The sequence below is a fragment of the Stenotrophomonas terrae genome (genome assembly GCF_039674165.1).
GTDB classification, from domain to species: Bacteria; Pseudomonadota; Gammaproteobacteria; order Xanthomonadales; family Xanthomonadaceae; genus Stenotrophomonas; species Stenotrophomonas terrae_A.
This window is the reverse complement of sequence record NZ_JBDJMY010000060.1, coordinates 1-22,503: the sequence shown is the minus strand read 5'-3', so window position 1 is coordinate 22,503 and position 22,503 is coordinate 1. Positions and strand designations below refer to the sequence as shown.

Annotated in this window: 18 protein-coding genes; 9 read left to right on the top strand and 9 right to left on the bottom strand. The window is 65.4% G+C overall.

All coding sequences use genetic code 11. The features are described from left to right. Positions 1-168: 168 nt before the first annotated feature. From ABE493_RS17970 to grxC, 3 genes are all read right to left on the bottom strand, one after another. On the bottom strand, positions 169-1,173 hold the full coding sequence (locus tag ABE493_RS17970) for an isocitrate dehydrogenase (protein ID WP_346500490.1): 1,005 nt from the start codon (positions 1,171-1,173) through the stop codon (positions 169-171). 131 nt (positions 1,174-1,304) lie between these two features. Then, complete coding sequence (locus ABE493_RS17965; RefSeq protein ID WP_057629321.1) at positions 1,305-1,697, bottom strand: carboxymuconolactone decarboxylase family protein; 393 nt, start codon at positions 1,695-1,697, stop codon at positions 1,305-1,307. Further along, positions 1,694-1,981: a glutaredoxin 3 gene (gene grxC, locus ABE493_RS17960; protein ID WP_346500487.1), complete on the bottom strand. Its 288-nt coding sequence runs from the start codon at positions 1,979-1,981 to the stop codon at positions 1,694-1,696. Before grxC ends, ABE493_RS17965 begins: the two co-directional genes overlap by 4 nt. Before the next feature lie 153 nt (positions 1,982-2,134). On the opposite strand from grxC, the gene ABE493_RS17955 reads away from it, so the two are divergent. The 9 genes from ABE493_RS17955 (at position 2,135) to lpxH (ending at position 15,541) form a co-directional block, all read left to right on the top strand. After that, positions 2,135-3,790 carry a M48 family metalloprotease gene (locus ABE493_RS17955; protein ID WP_346500485.1) on the top strand — a complete coding sequence of 552 codons (1,656 nt, stop codon included), beginning with the start codon at positions 2,135-2,137 and terminating at the stop codon, positions 3,788-3,790. Positions 3,791-3,902: 112 nt separating this feature from the next. Further along, the gene (gene phoB, locus ABE493_RS17950; protein WP_057629324.1) at positions 3,903-4,592 is read left to right on the top strand and encodes a phosphate regulon transcriptional regulator PhoB; all 690 of its coding nucleotides are present in this window, start codon (positions 3,903-3,905) and stop codon (positions 4,590-4,592) included. A gap of 79 nt (positions 4,593-4,671) precedes the next feature. After that, on the top strand, positions 4,672-6,012 hold the full coding sequence (gene phoR, locus ABE493_RS17945; protein WP_346500482.1) for a phosphate regulon sensor histidine kinase PhoR: 1,341 nt from the start codon (positions 4,672-4,674) through the stop codon (positions 6,010-6,012). After that, complete coding sequence (gene ppk1 / locus ABE493_RS17940; RefSeq protein WP_346500480.1) at positions 6,009-8,096, top strand: polyphosphate kinase 1; 2,088 nt, start codon at positions 6,009-6,011, stop codon at positions 8,094-8,096. The genes phoR and ppk1 overlap by 4 nt, the downstream gene beginning before the upstream one ends. Positions 8,097-8,297: 201 nt before the next feature. Then, positions 8,298-9,824, top strand: a complete 1,527-nt coding sequence (gene ppx, locus ABE493_RS17935) for an exopolyphosphatase (RefSeq protein ID WP_346500478.1) — start codon at positions 8,298-8,300, stop codon at positions 9,822-9,824. A gap of 225 nt (positions 9,825-10,049) precedes the next feature. Beyond that, on the top strand, positions 10,050-12,968 hold the full coding sequence (locus tag ABE493_RS17930; protein ID WP_346500476.1) for a TonB-dependent receptor domain-containing protein: 2,919 nt from the start codon (positions 10,050-10,052) through the stop codon (positions 12,966-12,968). Between the two features lie 149 nt (positions 12,969-13,117). After that, complete coding sequence (locus ABE493_RS17925; RefSeq protein ID WP_346500474.1) at positions 13,118-14,257, top strand: glycosyltransferase family 4 protein; 1,140 nt, start codon at positions 13,118-13,120, stop codon at positions 14,255-14,257. After that, positions 14,238-14,780, top strand: coding sequence for a phosphatase PAP2 family protein (locus tag ABE493_RS17920; RefSeq protein ID WP_346500472.1), 543 nt, complete (start codon positions 14,238-14,240; stop codon positions 14,778-14,780). The genes ABE493_RS17925 and ABE493_RS17920 overlap by 20 nt, the downstream gene beginning before the upstream one ends. A gap of 20 nt (positions 14,781-14,800) precedes the next feature. Next, positions 14,801-15,541 carry a UDP-2,3-diacylglucosamine diphosphatase gene (gene lpxH / locus ABE493_RS17915; RefSeq protein WP_346500469.1) on the top strand — a complete coding sequence of 247 codons (741 nt, stop codon included), beginning with the start codon at positions 14,801-14,803 and terminating at the stop codon, positions 15,539-15,541. A 370-nt stretch (positions 15,542-15,911) separates the two neighbouring features. On the opposite strand, the gene ABE493_RS17910 is transcribed toward lpxH, so the two are convergent. The 6 genes from ABE493_RS17910 to folC all read right to left on the bottom strand — a co-directional run bounded on the left by ABE493_RS17910 (position 15,912) and on the right by folC (position 22,241). After that, positions 15,912-16,439 carry a COG3650 family protein gene (locus ABE493_RS17910; RefSeq protein ID WP_346500467.1) on the bottom strand — a complete coding sequence of 176 codons (528 nt, stop codon included), beginning with the start codon at positions 16,437-16,439 and terminating at the stop codon, positions 15,912-15,914. A 176-nt stretch (positions 16,440-16,615) separates the two neighbouring features. Continuing rightward, positions 16,616-17,386 (bottom strand): ferritin-like domain-containing protein, encoded by a 771-nt coding sequence (locus tag ABE493_RS17905; RefSeq protein WP_346500492.1) that lies wholly within the window; start codon positions 17,384-17,386, stop codon positions 16,616-16,618. 194 nt (positions 17,387-17,580) lie between these two features. Next, a complete protein-coding gene (purF, locus tag ABE493_RS17900) occupies positions 17,581-19,047 on the bottom strand; it encodes an amidophosphoribosyltransferase (RefSeq protein ID WP_346500465.1) in 1,467 nt (488 codons plus the stop codon). Positions 19,048-19,076: 29 nt separating this feature from the next. Further along, entirely contained in the window at positions 19,077-19,811 is a 735-nt protein-coding gene (locus tag ABE493_RS17895; protein ID WP_346500463.1) for a CvpA family protein, read from the bottom strand. Positions 19,812-19,871: 60 nt separating this feature from the next. Then, a complete protein-coding gene (locus tag ABE493_RS17890; protein WP_346500461.1) occupies positions 19,872-20,900 on the bottom strand; it encodes an SPOR domain-containing protein in 1,029 nt (342 codons plus the stop codon). A gap of 66 nt (positions 20,901-20,966) precedes the next feature. Next, positions 20,967-22,241, bottom strand: a complete 1,275-nt coding sequence (gene folC, locus ABE493_RS17885; RefSeq protein WP_346500459.1) for a bifunctional tetrahydrofolate synthase/dihydrofolate synthase — start codon at positions 22,239-22,241, stop codon at positions 20,967-20,969. Between the last annotated feature and the right edge of the window lie 262 nt (positions 22,242-22,503).

The following is a 22,503-nucleotide window of genomic DNA, read 5'->3' as shown; positions in this document are numbered from 1 at the left end:
GCCGAGCCATGCTCGGCTGAGGCATTACCGGTAAGGCCTCTGCCGAGCATCGCTCGGCACTACAGCTGGTCTTGGGAAAGCTCCTGCCGAGCATGGCTCGGCACTACACAAACAAAAACGGAGCGCTTTCGCGCTCCGTTTTTTTTACACCAACTACCGCAGCTGCAATCAGATGCGGCTGGCGATGGCCTGGGCGAAGCCCATGGTGGTGCCGGTGCCGCCCAGGTCGCCGGTCAGCGAATCCTTGGCTTCCATCGTGGCAACGATGGCCTTGCGCAGGCGCTCGGCGTTTTCCGGCTGGCCGACGTGGTCCAGCATCTGTGCAGCGCCCAGCAGCAGCGCGACCGGGTTGGCCTTGCCCTGCCCGGCGATGTCCGGCGCGGTACCGTGCACGGCTTCGAAGATGGCCGCGTCAACGCCGATATTGGCACCCGGGGCCAGGCCCAGGCCGCCAACCAGACCCGCACACAGGTCGGAGATGATGTCGCCGAACAGGTTGGTGGTGACGATGATGTCGAACTGTTCCGGACGCATCACCAGCTGCATGCAGGCGTTGTCCACGATCATTTCCTGGAACTCGATTTCCGGGTACTTGGCGGCAACTTCGCGCGCCACGTCCAGGAACAGGCCCGAGGTCGACTTGATGATGTTGGCCTTGTGCACGGCGGTGACCTTCTTGCGGCCGGTGCTCTTGGCCAGCTCGAAGGCGTAACGCACGATGCGCTCGGAGCCCTTGCGGGTGATGCGGGTGCCGGAGAACGCGGTCTCGCCGTCGGCCGACACTTCCTGGCCTTCGGCCAGGTAGGCGCCTTCGGTGTTCTCACGCACCGTGATCATGTTGATGTTCTCGTAGCGCGACTTGGTGTTCGGGAACGAGATGGCCGGGCGCACGTTGGCGTACAGGTCGAACTGGCGACGCAGGGCAACGTTGATCGAGCTGAAACCGCCACCGACCGGGGTGGTCAGCGGGCTCTTCAGGGCGACCTTGTTTTTCTTGATCGATTCCAGCGTGGAAGCCGGGATCAGCTCACCGTGCTTTTCCAGCGCGGCCAAGCCAGCGTCGGCGAATTCATAGGTCAGGCCAGCACCCAGCTTGTCCAGTACGAACAGGGTGGCGTCCATGATTTCCGGGCCGATGCCATCGCCGCGGATGACGGTGATTGTCTGCGTCATTTCTAGGTATTCCGAACAGGGAGGAGGAATGCGCCATCCGGCTGCCCGGAACCCGGCGCGATTGAAAAGGTTTCAACTGTCAATTATGCCTGATCAGTCGCGCCAGCCCCAACTGGACAAAGGTCTGGGGTTCAGCTGTGCTCGTGCCCGGCCGGCGCGGTGGCCGCCCCGTTCTCCAGCTGGTCGAGGAAATCCACCGCCCGCCGCAGGTGCGGGATGACGATGGAGCCGCCCACCACCAGGCCCACCGAGAAGGTCTCGAAGAACTCTTCACGGCTGACCCCGGCGTCCTTGCACTGGGCCACGTGGTAGCTGATGCAGTCATCGCAGCGCAGCACCATCGAGGCCACCAGGCCCAGCAGCTCCTTGGTCTTCACATCCAGCGCGCCGGCCTGGTAGGTCTGGGTGTCGAGCGCGAAAAAGCGCCGCACCACCTGGTTGGGCTCGGCCAGGATGCGCTGGTTCATACGCTGGCGGAATTCGGTGAATTCGGCCAGGCGGTCCTTTTCGCTGTCGGCGCTCATGCGCCCTGCCCGGCCAGCAGCGGCTCCAGCTTGCCGGCCCGGTGCAACGCGATCATGTCGTCGTAGCCGCCCACATGGACGTCACCCACGAAGATCTGCGGCACGCTGGTGCGCCTGGTCAGCGCCATCATCTTTTCGCGCGCGGCCGGGTCCAGGTCGATCCGGACCTCGGTCCACGACTGGTTCTTGCTCTTCAGGAAATTCTTGGCCGCTACGCAATACGGGCAGACGGCGGTGGAGTAAATGGTGATCTCCGGTGCACCGGCGCTGGAAGAAGTAGTCACAACGAAACTCCTGAGTGGAAACTTTGTCCATATATGGTACCGGCCGCGTGGTTTTTCGACGCCACCGGCAGAACACAGCGGGTTAACCTGCGCTTCACACCCGCGCCCCGCTTCCCCGTCATCCTCCGCCCTGCCACTACCCGGAGTCACCGCTTGCGCAACCTGCTGCTTGCCACCGCCATTACCTTGGCCCTGGCCACCCCGCTGTCCCGTGCCGACGACAGCAAGCTGCCCGATATCGGCTCCTCGGCCGGCGAGCTGCTGACCCCGGCGCGGCAGGCGGAGTACGGCGGCATGATGCTGCGCGAGCTGCGCAACTACGGCTACCTGCTGGACGACCCGCTGGTGAATGACTGGCTCAGCACCATGGGAACACGGCTGGGCTCCAACAGCGCCCAGCCGCAGCAGAAGTACACGTTCTTCATGATGAAGGACCGCCAGATCAACGCATTTGCGACGCTGGGCGGCTATATCGGCATGAACGCCGGCCTGGTCCTCACCGCCGAGCGCGAGGATGAGGTGGCGGCAGTGCTGTCGCATGAAATCTCGCACGTCACCCAGCAGCATGTGCTGCGCGGGGTGGAGCGCGCCCAGCGCGACCAGATCCCGATCCTGCTCGGCATGCTGGCGGCGGTGATCGCCGCACAGCAGGCCGGGAGCAATTCCTCCGGCGATGCGACCATGGCCGCGATCACCTCCGGCATGGGGCTGATGCAGCAGCGCCAGATCAACTTCACCCGTTCCAACGAATCCGAAGCCGACCGCCTGGGCATCCGTACCCTGGCCCGCAGCGGCTATGACGTGGACGCGATGGCCGGCTTCTTCGAACGCATGTCGGCAGCCATGCGCGGCAACGAAGGCGGCTATTCCACGCCGGACTTTCTGCGTACCCACCCGGTCAACATCACCCGCATCAGCGAAGCCAAGGCCCGTGCCGAGCAGATGAAGAAGGACACGGTGTTGCTGACCACGCAGACCCCGACCGGGGTACTGCAGGAGCGGGTCAATCCGTCCGCCCCCGATACCAGCCGTGATCCGCTCAGCGGCGGCAACCCGTTGCTGCCAGCCGGCCTGCAGCTGTCGCTGCCCGGCACCAGCCTGCCGCGCGGCCCCACCGGACAGTTCGACTGGGCCCGCGAACGCCTGCGCGTGCTCAGCGCGCCGACCCCGTCGGAGCTGGTCCGCGAATACGAAGGCCTCAAGCGCAGCCAGAAGAACGGCCTGACCGACCCGCAGCGCTACGGCGTGGCCATCGCCCGCCTGCGCGACGGCGGCGCCGGCGGTGTCGCCCAGGCCCTGCCCGAGCTGCAGCAACTGCTGCAGGAGTACCCGGACAACCTGTGGGTGAACCTGGCCGTCGGTGAGGCCGAATCGCGCAGCGGCCGCCACGAAGACGCCAACAAGCGCTTCGACGCCCTGCTCAAGCGCCTGCCGCAGAGCCGGCCGGTGGCCCTGACCTATGCGCGCATCCTCAATGAACAGGGCGGCGTGGCCGCCGGCCAGCGCGCGCAGGCCATGCTGCGGCCACTGCTGGCACGTTCCAGTGACGACCCGGTGTTCCAGGCAACGTTTGCCCGCGCCTGCGAGCTGGCCGGCGACAGCAGCCGTGCCAGTGAAGCCTATGCCGAGGCGGCCTATCTGAATGGTCGGCCGGAACAGGCACTGATCCAGTTCCAGGCCCTGCTCAAGCAACCCGGGCTGGATTACGTGAGCCGCGCGCGGGTTGATGCGCGCATCGAATCGATCATGCCGACCGTGCTGGAAATGCGCCGGCTCGGCGTGCATGACCCGGAAATGTCACGGAACTGAACCTGCGCGGCGTGGATTGAAGATTCACTCCGGCAGTGATGTCACAAACCCGTCATCAAACCGTAGTCTACTGGGCACACCCCCTCTTGACGGGCATTCCGGTAGGCGCCACGTGCAGAAACGCATTCTGATTGTCGATGACGAACCCGCGATCCGTGACATGGTCGCTTTTGCCCTGCGCAAGGGCGAGTACGACCCGGTACATGCCGGCGACGCCCTTGAAGCGCAGACCGCCATTGCCGACCGCGTGCCGGACATGATCCTGCTGGACTGGATGCTGCCCGGCACCAGCGGCCTGGAACTTGCCCGGCGCTGGCGCAAGGAAGTCCTCACCCGCGATGTGCCGATCATCATGCTCACCGCACGCGGCGAAGAGAACGACCGCGTCGGCGGCCTGGAAGCCGGTGTCGACGACTACGTGGTCAAGCCGTTCTCGGCACGCGAACTGTTGGCGCGCATCCGTGCGGTGATGCGCCGCACCCGCGATGATGACGAAGACGGCAGCGTCAGCGTTGGCAACATCCGTATCGACGGCGCCGCCCACCGCGTCTTCGCCGACGACACCCCGGTGCCGATTGGTCCCACCGAATACCGCCTGCTGCATTTCTTCATGACCCACCCCGAGCGCGTCTATACCCGTTCGCAGCTGCTGGACCATGTCTGGGGCGGCAGCGTGTATGTGGAAGAGCGCACCATCGATGTGCACATCCGCCGCCTGCGCAAGACACTGGAACCCTTCGGTGCCGAGAACATGGTGCAGACCGTGCGCGGTGCCGGCTATCGCTTCTCCGCCGCCACCTGAGCCGTTGCGGCCACCCGGCCGCAAGCGATGCTATAACCTGGTAACGCCGACGGATCCACCCAGTACCACCGAGAGTGCAATGCCCCGCCAATTCCGATCTGCCTGGTTGAAGACGCTGGCCACCGTGGCCACGCTGCTGTTGCTGGCATGGGGGCTGGGTGCGTTGCTGGGCCACCCCGCGCTGATCGTGGCGATCACCGCATTGGCAATATTGACCTGGCATTACTGGCGGCTGCGCCAGCTGCTGTTGCGGCTGACCGCACGTCAGCGCTGGGATTCGCCACAAGGCGTGGGCGTGTGGAACGAGCTGGACCGCCTGCTGGCACGCAACCAGCAGGAAATGCGCGCGCGCAAGCGCCGCCTGGTCGAAATGCTGCGCAGCTACCGCGCCGCCGCCGCCGCGCTGCCCGATGCGGTGGTCGTGGTGGACCGCAACACCCAGCGCGTGCAGTGGTTCAACGAAGCGGCCACCACCCTGCTCGGCCTGCAGCATCCGGCCGACATGGAAGCGGCGCTGGTGCCGCGCCTGCAGCCGCTGCCGTTGGCCCATTGGCTGGCCGGCGGCCGCAATGCAGAGCCCATCCTGGATGCCAACTCGCCGGTGGATCCGGCAATCCGCCTGCACCTGCGCCTGATCCCCTATTCGGACCATCACTGGTTGCTGGTCGCACGCGACGTGACCAAGCTGTTGCACCTGGAACAGGTACGGCGTGATTTCGTCGCCAATGTCTCCCATGAGCTGCGCACACCGCTGACCGTGGTGCACGGCTACCTGGACATGATGGACCCGGAAGACTTCCCCGATACCGGGCCGATGCTGTCGGAGATGCGCAAGCAATCGCAGCGGATGGCGCAACTGGTAGAAGACCTGCTGACCCTGTCGCGGCTGGAATCGCAGCAACATGCCGAGCTGGAAACGGTGAGCATGACCTCGATGCTGGCCTCGCTGCGGCGCGAAGCCGAAGCGCACAGCCAGGGCCGCCACACCATCACGGTCGAGGACCTGGCCGGGGTGGACCTGGCCGGCTCCAACAAGGAACTGCACAGCGCCTTCTCCAACCTGCTGACCAACGCCGTGCGCTACACACCGGCCGGCGGCCGCATCACCCTGACCTTCAGCCGCGAGGGCAATGGCGCGGTGCTGGCCGTCACCGACACCGGCTACGGCATCCCGGCCAATCACCTGCCGCGATTGACCGAACGTTTCTACCGCGTCTCCAGCAGCCGCTCGCGCGAAAGCGGTGGCACCGGGCTGGGCCTGTCCATCGTCAAACACATTCTCGGCCTGCACCAGGCGCGCCTGGATATCCGCAGCGAAGTCGGCCAGGGCAGCACCTTTGCCTGCCACTTCGACGCCGAGCATGTACGCCCGCGCAATGCATCCCCCTCGCCTCTGTCCATGGAAGACTTTCCGGCATGACTCCTCCTCCCCCGCCCCCCGCCACCGCTGTCATCAGCAGCGATCCCCTGCGCGATCCCTCGCTGTACATCAACCGGGAGCTGTCACAGCTGGATTTCAATTTCCGCGTGTTGGCACAGGCGATGGACGAGCAGGTGCCGCTGCTGGAGCGACTGCGCTTCCTGTGCATCTCCTGCACCAACCTGGACGAGTTCTTCGAAATCCGCGCGGCGGCCGTGCGCCATGCACAGGAGTTCGGGCTGCCACCGGCGCCGGACGGGATGAGCCCGCAGGCCATCCTCAATGCCATCCACGACCGCGCCGCCGAGCTGGTGGAGCAGCAGTACCGCTGCTGGAACCAGGTACTGCGCCCGGCGCTGGGTGAGGCCGGGGTCGGCATCCTTGCGCACAAGAGCTGGACCGCGCGCCAACGCCGCTGGCTGCGCGCCTACTTCCGCAACGAAATCATGCCGGTGCTGTCGCCACTGGGGCTGGATCCCTCGCACCCGTTCCCGAAGATCCTCAACAAGTCGTTGAATATCGTCGTCGTGCTCAAGGGCACCGACGCCTTCGGCCGGGCCGGTCATCTGGCGCTGGTGCGCGCTCCGCGTTCGCTGCCACGCATCATCCAGCTGCCCGAATCACTGGGCGGCCCGCAGAACTTCGTGCTGCTGTCGGCGGTGCTGTCGGCCTTCGTCGATGAACTGTTCCCGGGCATGGATGTGCAGGGTGCCTACCAGTTCCGCGTCACCCGCAATTCCGAGCTGGTGGTGGACGAGGAAGAAGTCGAGAACCTGGCGCTGGCATTGCGCGATGAGCTGGTCGACCGCGGGTACCGGCCGGCGGTGCGGCTGGAGATCGCGCACGACTGCCCCAAGCCGATCATGCAGACCCTGCTGCAGAATTTCGGCCTGTCCGAGAATGCCGCCTACCGCATCGATGGCCCGGTCAACCTCAACCGGGTGATCCAGGTCTATGACCTGCTGCTGCGGCCGGACCTGAAATACCCGCCGATGACGCCGCGCGTGTTCAAGTCGCCCGAGGGCATTTTCGTGACGGCGGCGCAGGGCGATGTACTGCTGCACCACCCGTTTGATTCCTTCAGCACCGTGCTGGAGCTGATCCGCGAGGCGGCGGTTGATCCCAACGTGCTGGCGATCAAGCAGACCCTGTACCGCACCGGCAAGGATTCGGGGATTGTTGAAGCGCTGATCCTGGCCGCCCGCAACGGCAAGGACGTGACCGTTGTGGTCGAGCTGCGTGCGCGCTTCGACGAGGAAGCCAACCTGGGCCTGGCCGATCGCCTGCAGGATGCCGGCGTGCAGGTGGTATACGGCGTGGTCGGCTACAAGACCCACGCCAAGATGCTGCTGATCGTGCGCCGCGAGGGCCGCAAGCTGCGCCGCTACGTGCACCTGGGCACCGGCAACTACCACAGCGGCACGGCACGGGCCTATACCGACCTGAGCCTGATCACCGCTGACCCGGATATCGGCAACGATGTGCATCTGCTGTTCCAGCAGCTGTCCGGGCTTGCCCCGAAGATGAAGCTCAAGTGCCTGCTGCAATCGCCCTTCACCCTGCATGCCGGGCTGATCAAACGCATCGAGCGCGAGACCACGCTGGCCCTGGAAGGCAAGCCGGCACGCATCATCGCCAAGATGAACGCACTCAACGAGGCGCAGGTGATCCGCGCCCTGTACGCGGCCTCGCAGGCCGGTGTGCAGATCGACCTGATCGTGCGTGGCGCCTGCACCCTGCGCCCCGGCGTGGAGGGGGTGTCGGAGAACATCCGCGTACGCTCGATTGTTGGCCGGTTCCTCGAACACAGCCGCGTCTACTGGTTCGGCAACAATGGCGCCCCCGAGCTGTACTGTGCCAGCGCTGACTGGCTGGAGCGCAACCTGCTGCGCCGCGTGGAAACCTGCTTCCCGATCCTGGACAGCAGCCTGGCCCGGCGTATCTACCGCGAGGTGCTGCAGAACTACCTGGACGACAACCTCAACGCCTGGGAACTGCAGGAAGACGGCCGCTACAGCAAATGCGTGCCGGCCCCGGGCCAGCCGCCGCATTCGGCGCAGCAGGCGCTGATGGAAGGGCTTTGAGGCAGGAGCGAAACGCCAAGCGGGAGAAAACAGGAGTGGGAAACGAGAAGGAGCAAGGGCCGCGAGCGCGGCTGCCTCATTCTTGCCGGGGCCGGGAATGAGGCCGGCCGGCACTGTCAGTGAGCGGGACCCTGATTTTTCTCACTCCTCAATTCTCACTCCTCATTCCTCTTCACGCCCTACTACCGCTACCATTCCGCCATGCCCCAGTCCTCTCTGACCCCACCACCCCTGCAGGACGGCGACCTGCTGGCCGCCATCGACCTGGGTTCCAACAGTTTCCATATGGTCATCGCGCGCTACCTGCTCGGGCAGCTGCGGGTGGTGGACCGCCTGCGCGAAACCGTACGCATGGCCGACGGCCTGGATGGCAAAGGCGGCCTGTCCGCCGAAGCCCGCCAGCGCGCGCTGGAATGCCTGGCCCGTTTCGGCCAGCGCATCCGCAACATCCCGCCCTACCGGGTGCGTGCCCTGGCCACCAATACCGTGCGCCAGCTGCGTTCACCGCTGTCGTTCCTGATGCCGGCCGAAACCGCGCTGGGCCACGCCATCGAAGTGGTCAGCGGGCGCGAAGAAGCGCGCCTGATCTACCTCGGCGTCGCCCATGCACAGCCGCCCAAGCCCGACCAGCACCGGCTGGTGATCGACATCGGCGGCGGCTCCACTGAATTCATCATCGGCCGCGGCATGCAGACGCTGGAACGCGAAAGCCTGCAGGCCGGCTGTATCGCCAGCACAAGGCGTTTTTTCCCCGGCGGCAAGCTGAGCAAGAAGCGCTGGAAAGACGCGCTCACCGAGATCGGTGCCGAGTTCCAGCCGTTCGCCAACAAGTACAAGGCGCTGGGCTGGCAGGAAGCACTGGGCTCGTCCGGCACCCACAAGGCCATCAGCGAAATCTGCGCGGCGATGAAGCTGAGCAAGGGCGCGATCACCGCCGAAGCGCTGCCGCAGCTGCGCGAAGAACTGCTGCGCGCCAAGAACATCAATGAGATCGTGCTGCCCACACTGTCCAACGAACGCCGGCCGATCATCGCCGGCGGCGTGCTGGTGCTGGAGGCCGCCTTCCAGGCACTGGGCCTGCAGAAGCTGCTGGTCAGCAAAGCGGCGATGCGCGAAGGCATCCTCTACGACATCATGGGCCGCGCCAACGACAACGATCCGCGCGACGAATCGGTGGCCGCACTGACCCTGCGTTACGCCATCGATGAAACCCAGGCACGGCGCGTGGAAGCTACCGCACAGCGGCTGTTCGAACAGGTAGCCGAGGCCTGGAAGCTCGACGTGGACGATGCGCGCATGCTCGGTTGGGCCGCACGCCTGCACGAATTGGGCCTGATGATCGCGCACAGCGGCTATCACACCCACGGCAGCTACGTGATCGAGCACTCGGATATCGCCGGTTTCTCACGCCAGGAACAGCAGATGCTGGCTGCGCTGATCCGTACACACCGGCGCGGTATTTCCAAGAACGCATTCGAAGCCCTGCCCGAGCGCCTGCTGCTGCCGGCCAAGCGCACGGCGGCGCTACTGCGGCTGGCGGTGCTGCTGCACCGCGCGCACGAGCCCGACCCGATCCCGACGCTGGAACTGTCGGTGGATGGCAATACCTTGTCGCTGATCCTGGCCAAGGACTTCATCGACGCGCGCCCGCTGCTGCGCGCCGATCTGGTCGGCGAAGCCGAAGGCATGAGCGGGCTGGGGATCAGCTTCAGGCCATTCGTGGCCTGAGCCAGCGCTGTCAGGCGTAGCCGCGGCGACAATCTGCCGCGGCAAATCGCCAGCCTTTTTTCAGATAAATCTCAATAACTTAGCGATTAATTCGCGATTCCAACCGGCTAACCTCGCACTACCACCTTCACATCTGGTGGATTCAGGGGAGAGCCTGGGCTGTGCAACACCGCAGCTCTCCCCTTTTGACACTTGTCAGTGCAAAGAGAGAGAGAGAGAGCCGTTATGCATTCACGTTCCAGCATCCTGGGGCAGGCGATTCGCTGTGCCCTTGTTTCCAGCACCCTTGGCGTGGTCGTCGCGCCCGCACTCGCGCAGGACAACAAGCCGACCACGCTTGATCGCATCGAGATCACCGGCTCGCGCATCCGCCAGGTGGATGTCGAAACCGCACAGCCGGTATTTGCGATCAGCCGCACCGACATCGAGCAACAGGGTTTCAGCTCGGTCGCCGACATCCTGCAGAACGTCACCGCGATGGGCAGCCCGACCATCAGCCGCGCCAACGCGCTGACGGCCGGTGAAAACGCCGGCGGTACCTATATCGACATGCGCAACCTCGGCACCCAGCGCACCCTGGTGCTGGTCAATGGCAAGCGGCTTGGCATCAGCACCTCCGGTTACCAGGACGTCTCCAGCCTGCCGGTGTCGGCGGTGGAGCGCATCGAAGTACTGAAGGACGGCGCCTCGGCGATCTATGGCTCCGATGCCATGGCTGGCGTGGTCAACATCATCACCCGCAGCAATGTCAGCGGCACCACGGTCAACGCGTATCACGGCCAATACAGCCAAGGTGACGGCGCACGCGACCGTTTCGATGTGGTCAGCGGCTGGAACAACGAGCGCATCGCGCTGACCTTCGCCGCCGAGCATTCCGAAGAAAAGGAAGTCTGGGCCAAGGACCGCTGGTTCAGCGCTTATGGCATCAGCGACCGCCACCCGGCCGATGCCAGCAACTGGACCACCATCAGCCAGTGGGGCCAGATCACCGGCCTGAAGGGCGGCCCCGGCTGCACCGACACCAAGTCCGGCTGCAACTACTCACTGGACCGCGGCAGCGACCCGAGCAACCCGGCCAACTATCATCTGACCGATACCACCGCCTTCACCGGCGATGTCAGCAACGCCAACGAGCAGATGCACGTGAGCTACCCGGTGAAGCGCGATTCGGTGTATTTCGATGGCCGCGTCAGGCTTACCGACAGCATCAACTTCAAGACCGAGCTCGGCTACAACCAACGTCGCTCCAAGCGGCAGATTGCCGGTTACCCGCTGCAATCCAGTGCCGCCGGCGTCGGCCCGATGTCGATCGACAGCTACTTCAATCCGTTCGGCAACCAGCACGGCTATGCCAAGCCAACCGCAGTGGCGTGGAACCGCCGCGCCTGGGAAGTGCCGCGCATCACCGACAGCGAGCTGAAAACCTACCGTGCGGTTGCCTCGTTCGACGGCTCGTTCGATATCGGCGAGCGTTACTTCGACTGGGAAGTGGGCTACCAGTACAACCGCAATGAACTGGAGACGGCCGCCACCGGCAACCTGCACAAGGGCCGCGTTGCCGCTGCCACCGGGCCATCGTTCTACAACGCCGCCACCGGCCAGGTCGAATGCGGCAAGCCCGGCGCAGTGGTCGCCAACTGTACGCCGTGGAATCCGCTGGTCGCCTACGGCACGGTCGACCCGAACGGGCTGACCGGCAACGCCACGCTGCTGGATTGGCTGTTCCCGGCCGAGCTCACCAAGGGCAAGACCACCAGCAGGAACTTCTTCGCCAATATCGCCGGCAGCATCGTCAGCCTGCCCGCTGGCGACCTGGGCTTTGCATTTGGCGTGGAGAGCCGCAAGGAAACCGGCGAGTACATTCCCGATCCGCTGGCGCAGACCGGTGCCACCACCAACCTGGCGTCCGGCCCAACCGGTGGCGACTACAAAGTCGATGAAGCCTACCTGGAGCTCAACATCCCGTTGCTGGCCGACCTGCCCGGTGCAAAGGAACTGAGTCTCAATGCCGCCACGCGTTACTCCAACTACGACACCTTCGGCAACACGCTCAACAGCAAGTTCGGTTTCAAGTGGAAGCCGTTTGAACAGCTGCTGGTGCGTGGCACCTGGGCCGAAGGCTTCCGTGCACCGACCATCAATGACCTGTTCGGCGGCGGCTCGGAAACCTTTGCCCAGTTCAGCGATCCCTGCGATACCGTGTTCGGCGCTTCCCGCAGCAGTGCCGAGGTGCGCGCCCGTTGTGCGCGCGATATCGCCAACGCCGGCAGCTTCCGTCAGCTCAGGCAGGGCATGACCCCGGTAACCACTGCCAGCGACGCATCGCCGGTTCCATTCGTCGGCGGTTCCAATCCCTCGCTCACACCGGAGACATCCACAAGCAAGACACTGGGACTGGTGTGGAGCCCGAGCTTCATCAGCAACCTCAACGTGTCGCTGGATTGGTGGAAGATCCGCATCGACAACACCATCGTCTCGGACAGCCCGAACCAGATCCTGATCGACTGCTATGAGCAGGGCGTCGATGCACGCTGTGCCCGCTTCACCCGTGACCCGGTAACCGGCATCGTCAGCAGCTTGCAGTTCGGCAACCGCAACGCCGGCTTCATGCAGACCGAAGGTTACGATCTGGACGTGAGCTACCGGCTGGACACCGCCTACGGCAAGTTCAGCAGCAACTGGGCAAGCACCTATGTCAGCGAAAACATCTATCGCTCGACCAACGACAGCGCCATCGTACCGACCACCAGCAATGGCATCGGCAGTGGTTTCCGCGTCCGCTCCAACCTGAGCCTGGGTTGGGAACGCGGCAACTTCGGTGCGAGCTGGACATCGCGCTACTACTCCGGGGTCAAGGAGCAGTGCCCGAACATTTCGCTGTATCCGGACGAATGCTCCGACCCGGGTGTTTACGCACCTTGGTACAAGGGCGCGCGCAACTACAACGAACGCGGCTCGGTGACCTTCCACGACGTGCAGGTGCGTTACTCGCTGCCGTGGGACGCCACGGTTTCGCTGGGTGCCAACAATGTGTTCGAGAAGTATGGCCCGCTGATGTACAGCAAGCCGAACTCGGCCTTCTCGTATTACGGCGGCTATGACATCGGTCGCTTCGTCTACATGAAGTACCAGCAACGCTTCTGATCGGTCGTCCAGGCTGCGCAAAGCCACGACGACCACGGCCCTTCGGGGCCGTGGTTGTTTGTCTTTCGTGGTGGTCACAAAGCGGTCAGATCAACGTAACAAGTGCTTCATCGGTGACGCGCAGGCTTGCGCCAAACCCGGAGGTCGCCATGCGCTTTGCCATCGTCACCGAGACCTATCCACCGGAGGTCAATGGCGTTGCCCTGACCGTACAGGGCCTGGAACACGGCCTGCGCAAGCGCGGCCACCAGGTCGATGTGGTGCGCCCACGGCAGCAGCAGGACAGTACCGGCGCCGCCCATGAGGTATTGGTTCGCGGCGCCGGCCTGCCACGCTATCCCGGCCTGCGTTTCGGCCTGCCCGCCCCATTGCGGCTTGCCAGGCAGTGGCAACAACAACGCCCGGACGCGATCTACGTGGCCACGGAAGGCCCACTGGGCTGGTCGGCAATGCGCACCGCGCGCCGGCTCGGCATCCCGGTTGCCTCGGGGCTGCACACCCGCTTTGATGAATACCTGCCCGACTACGGCGCCGCCTGGTTGCAGGCGGCCGCATTGCGCTGGATGCGGCGTTTCCACAACCAGGCAGAAGCCACCTTGGTCCCTACCCGCGAACTGCAACAATTCCTTCTGGACAACGGCTTTTCACGTGCACGCTTGCTGGCACGCGCCGTGGACGGCAGCCAGTTCGGCCCCGATAAGCGCGACGCCGCGCTGCGTGCCGAATGGGGTATCGAAGGCGAAGGCTTTGCGGTGATCTACGTCGGCCGCATTGCCGCCGAAAAAAACCTCGCGCTGACGATCAAGGCCTTCCGCCGCATCCAGCAACAGCGTCCGAAGGCCCGCTTTGTCTGGGTGGGCGATGGACCGATGCGCGAGAAGCTGGCCGAACAGAACCCGGACTTCATTTTCTGCGGCGTGCAACGTGGCGAGGCGCTGGCCCGGCACTTCGCCAGCGGCGACCTGTTCCTGTTCGCCAGCCGCAGTGAAACCTTCGGCAATGTCACCCTGGAAGCCATGGCCAGCGGCGTGGCCACCGTCGCCTTCAACTATGGCGCCGCCCGCGAGCACCTTCGCAACGGCTATAGCGGGGTTGCCGTGGACAACGATGAGAACTTCATCGCCGCCGCCGTGCAGCTGGCCGGTGATGACGAAATGCGCAGCCTGCTCGGCGCCAACGCCAGCCGCGCTGTGCAACGCCTGCATCCAGAGCAGGTAGTGGCCGAATTCGAAGCCCTGCTCAGCGAGTTGGCCTCCCGGAGACGCGGCCATGCCATTGCTGCCGCCTGAAGGCATCGCCGCACGCGAGGCACGCTGGTGCCGGCGCGCAAACCGCTATGGCCGCCGCCGTGGAATCCGCCGCCTGTTCTCGGTGCTCAGCCGCCTCGGTGACGGGGTGTTCTGGTACATGCTGATGGGCGCACTGGTACTGGCCGATGGCCTGGACGGCCTGCAGGCCTCCGCGCACATGGCTGCCACCGGCGTGCTGGCGCTGACCCTGTACAAGCTGCTCAAGCGCTGGACCCGCCGCCCGCGCCCGTTCGCCGCCGATATGCGCATCCGCGCCTGGGTCGCACCGCTGGATGAATACAGCTTTCCCTCAGGCCATACCCTGCACGCGGTGTCCTTCACCGTGGTGGCGCTGGCCTATTACCCCTGGCTGGCGCCGCTGCTGCTGCCCTTCACGCTGGGCGTAGGCCTGTCACGGGTGGTGCTGGGGTTGCATTACCCCAGCGATGTGCTGGCCGCCACCGCCATCGGTGTGCTGCTGGGTGCCGGCTCGTTGCAGCTGCTGCCGCTGCTCGCCGGCTGATCAGGCTCTACAATGCAGGCATGACAACGCTGTTCATCTCCGACCTGCATCTGGACCCCAGCCGTCCAGCCATCACCGAGCTGTTCCTCGACTTCCTGCGCGGCGAAGCGCGCCAGGCCGAGGCGCTGTACATCCTTGGCGACCTGTTTGAAGCGTGGATCGGCGATGACACGCCGTCCAGCGCCGCCGACGCGGTCGCGCTGGCGTTGCGCGAAGTCAGCGATGCCGGCGTACCGGTGTATTTCATCCGTGGCAACCGCGACTTCCTGGTCGGCAACGACTATGCCGCGCGCGCAGGCATGCGCATCCTGCCCGACCCCTCCGTGATCACCCTGTACGGCCGGCCGGTGATGCTGCAACACGGCGATCTGCTGTGCACCGACGATGTTGCCTACCAGGCCTTCCGTGCGCAGAGCCGCAACCCCGCCTTCATCGCGCAGTTCCTGGCGCAGCCGCTGGAAGCGCGTATTGCGTTCGCACAGAAGGCACGCGCCGCCAGCCAGGCGCGCCAGTCTGAAATGAAGCAGGACGACAACGCGACCTTTGAAACCGTCACCGACGTGGCCCCGGCCGAAGTGCTGGCCACGTTCCAGCGTTACGGCGTGGACACCATGATCCACGGCCACACCCATCGCCCTGCGATCCATACCGTGACCGCCGGTGACAGCACCTGCACCCGCATCGTATTGGGCGACTGGTACGAACAGGGCTCGGTACTGCGCGTGGATGCCGATGGCTTCCGCCTGGAAGCGTTGAGCTGACGCCAACCGGGCTTGTCGTAGGAGCGGCGTAAGCCGCGAAGCTGGTACAAAAAAGCCCGTCAGACATAGCTGCAACTGCAGACCGGTCTGGCGGGTTTTGCATTGGTGACTTCGCGGCTTACGCCGCGAAGCTGGTACAAGAAAGCCCGATATAGCTGCAATTGCAGAGCTGCTTGGCGAACTTTGCATTGGTGGCTTCGCGGCTAACGCCGCTCCTACAGAGGGAGCCGCTGCCTTGAATTTGTAGGAGCGGCATCAGCCGCGAAGCTGGTACAAGAAAGCCCGTCAAACATGGCCGCAATTGCAGACCTGTCTGACGGGCTTTGCATTGCTGGCTTCGCGGCTTACGCCGCTTCTACATGCAGCATGCTCAGGGGGCTTGCACCGGCACCGAGGGGTCGCGGGCGCAGCCCTTGAAGGTGTCCTTGCCCAGCACGAATTCGGCGGTGAACGGGTGTTTCAGGTCGGACATGCCGTCCGAACACTCGGCACGTTGCAGCGTCAGCCGGAATGCGTCGGCACCCTCGCCGCCCTGCACCACCAGCAGACCATCCTGCACGGCACGGGCGCCTTCAAAATGGCGCGGGCTGGCTTGGGTTTCCGGGGTGCTGTAGTCAAGCTTGGCGCCGTCCACGCGCACTGCCCAGAACGGCTCGGTGCCGGTGGCCTGCAGGATCACCGGGAATGCATCCTGGGCGCCCGCTTCAGCGCTTGCGCCCGGTGCCGGTGCTGGCGCCGCAGTGCTGCCATCGGTGCTGGCAGGCTTCTGCCCGTTACACGCGGCCAATGCCAACAACACCGCACCTGCGATCAACATCTGCTTCATTACGTTCTCCTTGATTGCGTCATTGCCGACCGCGCTCACGCTGACGTGCGCCGCGATCAGATGATGGTGCATGCCGTTGCATCACCGCGTGGCGAATGCGGCATGCAACAGCCAGACATCCACCATGACCGATGGTGGAACGCCTGCACGCAGGCAGTCAATCGGACGCGACCCGAATTCGGGGCGGCGTTCATCGTTGCCGCAGCGGGCAACAGCAGACACGATCAACGGCAGGCAGGCCGCCGCGCTCAGCCGGCCTGTTCGACCAGGTGGGCCAGCTCATCCTCGTCAAAACCGGCCAACAGGCGGGCTTCCAGGTTGAACGGGCCACGCAGGTAGCCGCCCGCGTATTCGCCGAGCAACTGCTTGAAGCGCGCCTTCGGTTCGACGCCAGCGCGCGTGCAGTACCAGTGATACCACCGCGTGCCGGCTGCCACGTGGGCCACCTCCTCGCGCAGGATCACCTCCAGCACATCGGCAGTGCTGGCATCACCGAGCGAACGCAGCTTGCCGATCATTGCCGGGGTTACATCCAGACCACGGGCTTCCAGTACGCGCGGCACCAAGGCCATGCGCGCCAGACCGTCATGCGCGGTCTTTTCGCACATTTCCCACAGGCCGTTGTGGGCGGGGAAATCGGCGTAGTCATGGCCATGCGCCAGCAGGCGATCACGCAGCAAGACGAAATGGCGTGATTCGTCGTCCGCACAGCTGACCCAGTCGGCGTAGAAGCTGGCCGGCAAGCCGCGGAAGCGATACACCGCATCCCAGGCCAGGTCGATGGCATTGAGTTCGATGTGGGCGATGGCATGGATGAAGGCGGCACGGCCATCGATCGAACCCAGGCCACGCCGGGGCAGATCGCGTGGGTGCACCAGCACCAGTTGCGGTGGGCGGCCTGGCGAGCGGATCGGATCCGGGTCTGGCGCGTCTGCCGGCAGCTTCAAACTGCCAGCGCGGTAGCGCGTGGCGTAATGCTGGGTGAGCGCGACTTTCTCAAGCGGATCGGCGGCGGCCATGCAGATGCAGGCGGCGTCGAGCAGGGAGAAATCGGCGGCTTCCGGTGGAGGTATGAATGCCTGGTTGGCTGTGGAGTGATGCGATTGTTGCGGGTTCATGGCTGCTCACACGTTGCCGCTTCGTTCTGCCCTCACCCCAACCCCTCTCCCGCAGGGAGAGGGGCTTTGGGCGCGCCCCCTTGGGGGCTTATGAGTCAGGCGCGGCGCTGGGTCTTGGCTTCGTCCGAACGCAGCTGCTGGATGCGCTCGAAGTAACCGGGTTCGATACCGGTGACGTACTCGCCGTTGAAGCAGGACGAATCGAATTCCTTCAGCTCCGGGTTGCCTTCGCGCACGGCAAGTTCCAGGTCTTCCAGATCCTGGTAGACCAGCCAATCGCAGCCCAGGTGCTTCTCGATTTCCTCGACGCTGCGGTTGTGCGCGACCAGTTCTTCGGCGGCCGGCATGTCGATGCCGTAGATGTTCGGATAACGCACCGGCGGCGCGGCGCTGGCCAGATAGACCTTGCGTGCGCCGGCATCGCGTGCCATCTGCACGATCTGCTGGCTGGTGGTGCCGCGCACGATGGAATCGTCCACCAGCAGCACCACGCGGTTGCGGAACTCCAGGTGGATCGGGTTGAGCTTGCGGCGCACCGATTTCACCCGCTCACCCTGGCCCGGCATGATGAAGGTGCGGCCGACGTAACGGTTCTTGACGAAGCCTTCGCGGTACTTCACGCCGAGCACGTTGGACATCTCCAGCGCGGCATCGCGCGAGGTGTCGGGGATCGGGATGATGGTGTCGATGTCGTGATCCGGACGCAGGCGCAGGATCTTCTCGCCCAGCTTCTGGCCCATGCGCATGCGCGCCTTGTGCACCGACACGTTGTCCATCATCGAGTCCGGACGTGCGAAATACACGTACTCGAAGATGCACGGGGTCGGCTGGGTGCTGGTGGCGCAGACTTCGGTGAACAGCTCGCCGCGCTCGGTGATGACCACCGCTTCGCCCGGTGCCACATCGCGCATGCGCTCGAAGCCGAGCACGTCCAGCGCCACCGATTCGGAAGCAACCGCGTACTCGATGCCTTCGGCATGCATGCGCTTGCCCAGCACCAGCGGGCGGATGCCGTGCGGGTCGCGGAAGGCAACCAGGCCCAGGCCCAGCACCACACTGACCACCGCATAGCCGCCCTTGCAGCGACGGTGCACGCCGGCCACGGCGCGGATGGCCGCTTCCGGGGTGAGCATGCGCTGCGCGTCCAGCTCGTAGGCGAACACGTTCAACAACACTTCGCTGTCCGAATCGGTATTGATGTTGCGGCGGTCAGCCTCGAACACCTGCCGACGCAGCGCCTCGGTATTGATCAAGTTGCCGTTGTGCGCCAGGGCGATGCCGTAAGGCGAATTGACGTAGAACGGCTGCGCCTCGTCGGTGCCTTCCGAGCCTGCGGTCGGGTAGCGCACATGGGCGATGCCGATGCGACCCTGCAGCAATTCCATGCGGCGTTCGTCGAATACATCACGGACCAGGCCATTGGCCTTTTCCACGCGTAGACGGGTGCCGTCGGCGGTGGCGATGCCGGCCGCATCCTGGCCACGGTGTTGGAGGACGGTCAGGCCGTCATAAAGCTGCCCGGCGACGTTCTGGTTGCCGACGATTCCGACGATGCCACACATGTTGCGCGATCTCCGCTGGGCGATGCCCGTTAACGTGAAGGTGGCCGTGCCTGGCCCTGAGGCTCAACCCGTATCGGCTTGAGTTGACCCGGGCGCACCTGCGCCGGATCGATGTTGGAGGGCAACGCCCCCGCCGGGTCAGCTCGGCCTTCCTGTCCGCTGCGTTGGCGGGGATCAAAACGCGTCCCCTCCAACTGCGCCGGTAGCAAGCCACTGCCCGCATCTGCTTCGTTCGGTCCGCCATTATCGCCTGCCAACACCGACTTCCCCAAGTCCATCAGCGCCATTGCCGGCGATTCAGGTGGCTGCGGCAGTTTCTCGCGCAGCTTGTCGGCCATCGGCTGCAGCCAGGGCAGCACGCTGGACTGGCGCCAACCGGCCTCCTCGCGCATCGAGGTGAAGCCCAGCAGCAGTACGGCCAGCACCGCGAACAAGACCCCGCGCAGCAGGCCCAAGGCCAGCCCCAGCAGGCGATCCGGCCATTTCAGCAGTACCGTGGCATCCACCACCCCGCGCAGCAGGCGCCCCACCAGGCTTGCCGCCAGCAGCACGCCGACGAACACCAGCAGGTAACCGCCGGCATAGTCGCCGGCGCTGGGCTGGGCCTGGCCGGCCAGCATCAGGGCCGCGCGCTCGCCGTAGTAGAACGCGGCCGCGCCAGCCAACAGCCAGTTCAGCACGCCCAGCACGGTTGCCAGCAGGCCGCGCATCAGCCCGAACAGGGCCGATACGCCGATCAGCGCCAACAGCGCCAGATCAATCACCGGGCGCCCCGCGAATACGCTGTGCCGGCGTGTGAGCGGTCAGGCGGATACAACGCCGCATCAAGGATGGGGGCGGACCATGCCGGCAATGCCGACCTTGGCCGCGACCTGTGCCTTGAGCTGTTCAGCCTGTTCGCGGCTGGCGACCGGCCCGATACGGACGCGGTTGAGCACGCCGTTGTCGGTGCGCACCTGTTCGACAAAGGCACTGAAGCCGGCCGCGCGCGCGCGGTCACGCAGCGCATTGGCGTCGGCGGCCTGGCCAAAGGCACCCAGCTGCACGGCAAAACCGACGCCGCTGGCGGCCGGTGCCGCTGGCGTGGTGACCGCCGGCTTGGCCGGGGTAGCCGCAACCGGCCGTGCCGGCTCGGGCTTGGGCGCTTCCGGCTTGGCAGCGGGCTTGGGTTCGGGTTTGGGCGCTGCCGCGACCGGCTTGGCCGGCTCGGGCGGCAAGGCCTCCGTGCGTACCGGGGCAGTGGCGGCGGCTGCGGTGGCGGTGCTGCTGGCCGGTGCGGCAGCAGGGGCCGGTGCCGGTGCAGGAACTGCATTTTCGGCAGCGGCGTTGAGCACCACCACCTGTGCATTCACATCGTTGCGGACCTTGCCGGCTTCCAGTCGCACCAACTCGGCCTGGACACGATCGGCATACGGGCCGATGCGCACACGCCAAGCCTGGCGGCCATTGATGGTGTCGGCCTGGCGGAAGCCGGGCAGATTGGATTTCTTCAGGTGCGCGATCACCGCGTCGGCATCGGCCTCGCTGCCATAGGCACCAAAGTTGACCGCGTAGTTGCCGGCGGCAGCCGACGGCGGCAAGGCATTGCCGGGCTGCTCGACCGCAGCGGCGACGCCGGTTTCCGGCTGTGCGGCCGGCATGCCCAAGGCACCGCCTGCCGGTGCGCCGGGCGCTACCAGCGGCAGCTCGCGGGTTTCGAACTGGCCTTCGCCAGGCGCTGCAGGCGCGCTCAACGGCACGTCCTGTACACCACTGTCCGGGGCCGGCCCTTTGACCAGCATCGGCAGGAAGATCACGGCAAGAGCCACCAGAACGATGGCACCAATCAATCGCTGTTTCAGAGGAGTATCCACAATTGGCGTATGCGCGGCGCGGCGGAGTGCCCCGGTGATTATATGCGGGGCACGCGCGGCAGCGTCTTAGTCAGCTGAACGGAGAAGTGGCAGCGCTTCGGCCACCGTATGGAAGGAGCCGAACAGCAGCACCCGATCACCCGGCCCGGCCTGGCCTACTGCCGCTTCCAGCGCCTTGGCAACCGTGTCGGACAGCGTGGCGTTGGCGGCGCCGGTCTGCGCCAGGCGTTCACGCAACTGGGCGGCGGTCTGCCCACGCGCACCTTCCAGCCCGGCCAGGAACCAGCCATCAACCTGCCCCTGCAAGGCCTCGACCACCCCGGCCGCGTCCTTGTCGGCCAGCGCGGCATACACCGCAAGCGTGCGGCCAGCCACCGGTTCGGCCTTCAGGGCCGCCGCCAGGGCAGCGGCAGCCTGCGGGTTGTGGCCTACATCCAGCAGGACCTCAATGCCGTTGTGCTGGAAGCGCTGCAGGCGCCCGACCACCTGCGCTTCGGCCACGCCCTGTGCCCACGCAGTGCGCGGCACCGGCTTGTCCAGCGCGCGCAAGGCGGCAACCGCAGTGGCAGCGTTGTTGCGCTGGATCGGCGCCCACAAGGCCGGCTGCGGCAGTTCCAGCCGGAACGAGACGTCGCGCCAGCGCCACAGCTCGGCGTCGATATCCTCGGCAAAGAAATCGCTGCCGAAACGGATCGCATTGGCGCCAAGCACATAGGCGCGCCGCAGCACGCTCGAAGGTGGATCGATCTCGCCCAGGATCACCGGCTTCCAGCCACGGATGATGCCGGCCTTTTCCTCACCGATGGCTTCGCGGTCGTTGCCCAGCCAATCGGCATGGTCGATATCGACGGTGGTGATCACCGCCACATCGGCATCGATGATGTTGACCGCGTCCAAGCGCCCGCCGAGACCGACTTCCAGCACCGCCAGGTCCAAACCAGCCTGCTGGAACAGCCACAGCGCACACAGCGTGCCGTACTCGAAATAGGTCAATGCAGTGTCGCCACGCGCGTCTTCGACCGCGTTGAAGCCAGCCACAAGGCGAGCGTCATCCACGTCCTGGCCATCGATGCGCACGCGCTCGTTGTAGCGCAGCAGGTGCGGCGAGGTATAAGCACCCACCTTCCACTCCGCGGCACGGGCGATGGACTCGATGAAGGCCACGGTCGAACCCTTGCCATTGGTGCCGCCGACCACGATGCAATGCTCGGCCGGCCGGCCCAGCTGCATGCGTTGTGCGACTTCGCGAACGCGCTCCAGACCCATCGCGATGGCTTGCGGGTGCTGCTGTTCGATATGGGCGAGCCACTGTTCAAGCGTGGCGGGACGAGCGGAAGACATGCGAAAGACTCTCTGGATCATGGGCCGGCGCTGAAGGCCGACTGCGCGTTGCGCGCGGGAATGGCGCCCATGATACAGCGGCCGCTGCGTGCAGCTGCCAAGCTTCCCGACATGTCAGGCCTGCGTGTGCGTAGTGCCGAGCCATGCTCGGCAAGGGCTTTCCCGGTAATGCCTCAGCCGAGCAGCGTAGTGGGGGGCCCGGGACCACACACGCAGAAGACGAAAAGACGCAACCCCCCCAAACGCGGGCCACCACCCGCTC

Excerpts from the sequence above, each read along its gene's own strand:
- phoR (WP_346500482.1), top strand. The coding sequence starts at position 4,672 with ATGCCCCGCCAATTCCGATCTGCCTGGTTGAAGACGCTGGCCACCGTG.
- ppx (WP_346500478.1), top strand. The coding sequence starts at position 8,298 with ATGCCCCAGTCCTCTCTGACCCCACCACCCCTGCAGGACGGCGACCTG.
- ppk1 (WP_346500480.1), top strand. The coding sequence starts at position 6,009 with ATGACTCCTCCTCCCCCGCCCCCCGCCACCGCTGTCATCAGCAGCGAT.
- ABE493_RS17970 (WP_346500490.1), bottom strand. The coding sequence starts at position 1,173 with ATGACGCAGACAATCACCGTCATCCGCGGCGATGGCATCGGCCCGGAA.
- folC (WP_346500459.1), bottom strand. The coding sequence starts at position 22,241 with ATGTCTTCCGCTCGTCCCGCCACGCTTGAACAGTGGCTCGCCCATATC.
- ABE493_RS17905 (WP_346500492.1), bottom strand. The coding sequence starts at position 17,386 with ATGGCCGCCGCCGATCCGCTTGAGAAAGTCGCGCTCACCCAGCATTAC.
- ABE493_RS17930 (WP_346500476.1), top strand. The coding sequence starts at position 10,050 with ATGCATTCACGTTCCAGCATCCTGGGGCAGGCGATTCGCTGTGCCCTT.
- purF (WP_346500465.1), bottom strand. The coding sequence starts at position 19,047 with ATGTGTGGCATCGTCGGAATCGTCGGCAACCAGAACGTCGCCGGGCAG.
- lpxH (WP_346500469.1), top strand. The coding sequence starts at position 14,801 with ATGACAACGCTGTTCATCTCCGACCTGCATCTGGACCCCAGCCGTCCA.
- ABE493_RS17925 (WP_346500474.1), top strand. The coding sequence starts at position 13,118 with ATGCGCTTTGCCATCGTCACCGAGACCTATCCACCGGAGGTCAATGGC.
- ABE493_RS17910 (WP_346500467.1), bottom strand. The coding sequence starts at position 16,439 with ATGCACCATCATCTGATCGCGGCGCACGTCAGCGTGAGCGCGGTCGGC.
- ABE493_RS17920 (WP_346500472.1), top strand. The coding sequence starts at position 14,238 with ATGCCATTGCTGCCGCCTGAAGGCATCGCCGCACGCGAGGCACGCTGG.
- ABE493_RS17965 (WP_057629321.1), bottom strand. The coding sequence starts at position 1,697 with ATGAGCGCCGACAGCGAAAAGGACCGCCTGGCCGAATTCACCGAATTC.